The 4965-nt window shown below is 55.6% G+C and carries 3 protein-coding genes; 1 reads left to right on the top strand and 2 read right to left on the bottom strand.

Translation table 11 applies throughout. From position 1 onward, the window contains the following. Nucleotides 1-977: DNA repair protein RadA (gene radA, locus ACTS3T_RS23095; protein ID WP_462935806.1), on the top strand; the 977-nt coding region annotated here is incomplete at its 5' end. On the opposite strand, the gene ACTS3T_RS23090 is transcribed toward radA, so the two are convergent. After that, nucleotides 974-4234: a CHAT domain-containing tetratricopeptide repeat protein gene (locus tag ACTS3T_RS23090; protein ID WP_377963757.1), complete on the bottom strand. Its 3261-nt coding sequence runs from the start codon at nucleotides 4232-4234 to the stop codon at nucleotides 974-976. The two genes, radA and ACTS3T_RS23090, sit on opposite strands and share 4 nt — an antisense overlap. Nucleotides 4235-4287: 53 nt before the next feature. Next, nucleotides 4288-4830 (bottom strand): DUF2726 domain-containing protein, encoded by a 543-nt coding sequence (locus ACTS3T_RS23085; protein ID WP_377963759.1) that lies wholly within the window; start codon nucleotides 4828-4830, stop codon nucleotides 4288-4290. Between the last annotated feature and the right edge of the window lie 135 nt (nucleotides 4831-4965).

The raw sequence follows: 4965 nt of genomic DNA, 5'->3' as shown, positions 1-4965 counted from the left end.
CCCATCCCCCCATCCCCCTATCTCCCCCTCCCCCCCTCTCTATCTCCTCCCTCTATCTCCTCCCTGAAATTGACCTGGAAACTATTCTCATGGAGCTAGAATCCCTGCGGCCTCAGGTGGCTGTGATTGATAGTATTCAGGCGCTTTACTACGGACAGCTCACTTCGGCTCCTGGTTCGGTTTCGCAGGTGCGGGAATGTACTTCGGCTTTGATGCAGGTGGCGAAGCGGGAGGGCATTAGCCTTTTTATTGTGGGTCACGTTACGAAGGAAGGGGCGATCGCAGGGCCAAAGGTGCTGGAACATTTAGTAGATACGGTGCTGTATTTTGAGGGCGATCGCTTTGCCAGTCATCGGCTGTTACGCTCGGTGAAAAACCGCTTTGGCGCAACGAATGAACTGGGTGTGTTTGAAATGGTGGATCGCGGCTTGGCGGAGGTGCGCAACCCATCGGAGCTGTTTTTGGGCAATCGCGATGAGGTTGTCCCAGGAATTGCCACCATTGTGGCCTGTGAGGGCACCCGACCGCTGGTGGTGGAGCTACAATCGCTGGTCAGCCCAACCAGTTACAGTTCACCTAGACGCTCAACAACGGGAATTGAATACAACCGCCTGCTGCAAATTTTGGCAGTGCTCGAAAAGCGGGTGGGAATTCCGCTGTCGAAGCTAGATGCTTATGTGGCTTCGTCGGGCGGGCTAAGTGTAGGAGAACCCGCCGCCGATTTGGGAGTCGCGATCGCTGTGGTGGCCAGTTTTCGCGATCGCCTAGTCGATCCTTACACGGTGTTAATTGGGGAAGTGGGTTTAGGCGGTCAGGTGCGCCCGGTTTCGCAAATGGAACTGCGGCTGAAGGAGGCGGCTAAGCTGGGCTTTAAGCGAGCTATCATTCCCAAAGGTCAAAGTCTCAAAAGCCCGCTAGAGGTGATTCCAGTGGCGCGGGTGGTCGATGCGATCGCTGTTGCCCTAGCGGGTGCCTAAAGGCCGTTGCCGATGAGCACAAACGGTGCCCAGTAGAAGGGATGTGCCAGGGCAGGGGAGCCACGGCGGCTAGAACTGGCAGCAGGGATGACCTGAATGCTGCGCTCATCTCCGGTGGCAGTTGCCTCACCCCCCGTGATCAAGCTGAGCTGTGCCGCTCTCAAGGCCGCTGCTTTGCTCTGTCCGGCTAGCAACTGCTGATAAAAAGCCACCATCAATTGCTGGGTGCTGCTGTCGTTGACCTGCCACAGAGACGCCAGTACCGCCTGCGCTCCGCGTCGCTGAAACTGATAGCCCAATCCTAGAATTTCTTCGCCATTGCCAAAGCCGCCCAACCCCGTTTCACAAGCGCTTAAAACAACCAGATCGGCCTGTAGTGACCAACTGCCAATGTCTTGCAGCGTAGCGCGATCGCCATTGCCAAACAAAATAAACGAGTCTTCGGGCTGACCCGCCAAAAAAGCAGCGTGAGTGGCAAAATGCAAAATGTCATAGTCGCCCAGGCTGGGCTGTACGGCGGCCAAACTAAAAGCTTGGTCAAGCAAGACCTGAGCCTGCGGCCAAAGGGTTTGGATCTGGCGCACTTCTTGTCCGGCAAACGGCAGACCGCTCAAGTCAGCCGCTCGCGTTCCCAAAGCAACCCCATAGCGCAAATCTGGATTGGCAAAAGCGCCTGCCAAAACATGGGGCTGACGGTTAGGGGCGGTATCAAGCTCTGTTAGCGACTGAGCCGTAATCACGTTGATGCCATAGCGCTGCACCAGCCATTGCTGACCGTCGTGCAAGGCAGCTAAAGGAATGTAGCGCAACGGCCCATCAGGAGCATAAACCAGCGTTTTGATTGCAGATTGGTTTAAGTCAGTTGCAAGGGGGCGAATCAGCCAGTCGTAAAGCTGTTGGGCGGGGGCGATCGCGTCGCTGCCCGGTTGCTCTAGCGCCTGACGAAAAGCTAAGATAGCTCGATTTAACTCTGTGCGACTCACAAAGACGGTGCGCCGCAGGGGGGGAGATTCTGGCAAAGTCAGAATTAGCTCTAGGCGATCCTCTAGCAGCAAGGGGTAAAGTAAAGCGCCTTCTAGCCGTTGCAGGTTATCTCGTAGGGCATCAAAATCGGCTGGATCGACGTTGGCGCGTTGGGCGGTGCGGCTAAGCTGGGCTAGGGTAGCCGCGACCGTTGGCGTATTGACAAACTGGTTAAACTGGCGATTGAGGTCATCTTGAAACTGCACCAGTTGAGCCAGTCGCTGTTGTTGGGCAGGCGATCGCTGATCTAGCGGAATTTGCCGCAGTTGGTTAAGTTCTTGCCCCAAGGCGATCGCCGACTGCTGCAAATCGCCATAGCGAGCCAAAAGGGTTTGCTCAGGGGGTTGCAGGGCAACCTCAGCCACCGTCAAGGGGCTACGCAAATAGCGGCTGGCTTCGGCTTGCTGGAGAAGATCTAGCACTTGTTGCGCTTCTAACACCCGGTCTTGCTGCAAAAGCAAGTCTGCCAGTTGCCGATAGGTGTCGGCGACCGTGTCGGTAAAAGACTGCTGTAGCACTGGAGAAAGCCCAGCCAGGTCAGATCTGAGATCTTCTCGTAAATTGACCGACTGTTTATAAAGGGCGATCGCCAAGAGCGGCTGTGACGACGCCAGTAACTGACCCCAGTTACTCAGCACAATCGCTTCGCCAGCGCGATCGCCCAATGCTTGCAAAAGCCCTCTCGCCTGACTGAGATAGATCTGGGCTTGATCTACATCTCCTCGCCTAGCAGACAAAATAGCCAAACTGTTCAACGTGCGTCCGGCAGTCGCGCGATCGCCTGTTTGGTTAGCCCGGTCTAGCGTTTGCTGCAAGGCAGTCTGAGCCGCAACTAGCTGATCGAGTTGCCCATACAGACCGCCCAACCGTTCCCAAGCAGACGCGATCGCCGCTCCACTGCCGCGCTGCTGGGCAGCCGCTAGTGCCTGCTGATAAGCGTTTAGCGCCTGCTGAGAGTAGCCTGCGCGTTCGTAAACAACGCCCATAGCGCCATAAATTTCGCCCTGCTGAGCGCCATCCGCAAGCGACAAAGCCGTTTCCAACTGCGCCAACGCAACCGGGTAACGACCCAGCGCCGTGTAAACGCCAGCTAGATTGATCAAGGTAGCGACTTCGCCCGCTTGAAAGCCAATCGCCCGGTGCTGACTGAGCGCTTGTTGATAAGCAGCCAGTGCTTCTCGGTAGCGGCTTTGGCGGTAGTATAGCCCGCCCAAACTGTCGTTTAGATAACCTAGCTGACGGCGATCGCCCAGGGTGAGCACCAGCGACTGAGCCTGCTGATAGTAGCCCAGTGCCGAGTCATACGCTCCCAGACTTTCTGCCACCAGCCCTAAACTGGTTAGCGTTTGGCTGAGGCTGGCACGATCGCCCACAGGCTGTAAACGCAATAGCGCCTGTTGATAGGTGACTTGGGCAGATCGATAGTTGCCCTGCTGCCGATAGAGTCTGCCCAGGTTGTTGAGCAAACGACCTTCGCTAGCGCGGTTGCCGAGGTCGCGGGCGATCGCTATAGCCCGTTGATAGTGAGCCAGTGATTGAGGAAAATTGCCCAAGCGATCGTACAGGCCACCTAGGTTATTTAACGTTCGTCCCAGATGAAAACGAGCGGCGATCGCCGTTGGCGTAGCCGATTGAACGCGTTCTCGCCGCACCAGCGCTTGTTTGTAAAGCACCAGCGCTTGAGCATACTGACCCCGGTGGGTTTGAATGGCCGCTAAATTGTGCAGAGCTTCAGCCTCAATTTGGAGCCGACGCGGCGAAGAAGGCACTTCCGCTAGACGAGCCAATGCCTGCTGATGCGCTGTTTGCGCGGCTGCTATCTGCCCCAAGCGGCGCTGTCCCATACCCAACTGATTCAGCGTTTCTGCCAGTCCTAGCGGATCAGCCAAGGCTTCGTAGTGCGATCGCGCTTGTTGCAAAGCTGCTATTGCCGCCCCATAGTCAGCCAGATTGAGTAGAACCTGGCCGATTTGAAGCTGCGCAGTGGCAATGGCAAGGCGATCGCCTTGCTGCTGCGCCTGCACCAACGCTTGCCGATAGCAGGCCAAAGCGCTGGCAAACTGGCCGCGATAAAACAAGCGATCGCCCTGCGCTAGCAAGGTTGCTGTTGCTGTTGGTGCGGGTGTGAAGGTCGTGGCTAACGCGGCTGCAGGGGCACCCAATGAGCACAGACAGACGGTCTGCCCCAGCAGCCAAAAAAGACCACTCAGTATGGCTAGCTTTTTTGTGGACATTGCCACCCCTCAAGCCCGCAGCAAAATAGAGCGTTACCCAGCCCCTGAGATATTTATTTTAAAGCTTGAGCAACCGTACTTTGAATCACCTCTGGCAGGTAAGCCGTTGCAGCGGTAAAGCGAATGCGAGGGAGTCCGGCGCTGGCAACAGCTTGCGAGAGAAAGTCATCTGGTTTGGAGCGATCAGAGCGATCGCGGCTACTCTGGTGCAGTTCAACCACCGCAATAATCTTCAAGCTAGCTTTGTCACAAAGAACAAAATCAAAATGTTTGGCAGAAATTTTATTGAAAGCCCGCTGCCACTCACTCCGATTGAGATTTTTTTGCGGTTTAAGCACGTCGGCAACGCGTACCTTAGCCAAAACGACAAACTGTTCGACCAGCGCCGCCTGCAAAGCCCGGTAAAAAGTAGCTTCAGTGGAGGAGAAAAACGTTTGACGCAGCTGGTAGCGGTCAGCAAGTTCGCTCTGGGTGTCCTGCGATCGAGCAGGGCCAGACCGAGAGCGACTAGAAGGTGGACGCTGGTTTGCCGAAAAAGCCGCCACACCAACGCCAACAGCGAGACAAACCAGCAGCAGTAGAATCAAGGCAGACAAATCAAAAACCTCAAATTTATAACGGCTTAATTATGCCTAGCTCCAAGCTCCTAAGCAGCTTGCGGCAAGCTATGGCTAAAGGCAGAAGTAGAAAGTAGAACGGAAAGATTTGCTATCAGAGGCTTTAGACTCTAA

The sequence above is a fragment of the Almyronema sp. genome (assembly GCF_052168255.1).
Taxonomy (GTDB): domain Bacteria; phylum Cyanobacteriota; class Cyanobacteriia; order Phormidesmidales; family Phormidesmidaceae; genus Sphaerothrix; species Sphaerothrix epifaneia.
This window is presented reverse-complemented; position numbering and strand designations above follow the sequence as displayed.

Coding starts and splice junctions, on each gene's coding strand:
- ACTS3T_RS23090 (WP_377963757.1), bottom strand. CDS start 4,234: ATGTCCACAAAAAAGCTAGCCATACTGAGTGGTCTTTTTTGGCTGCTG.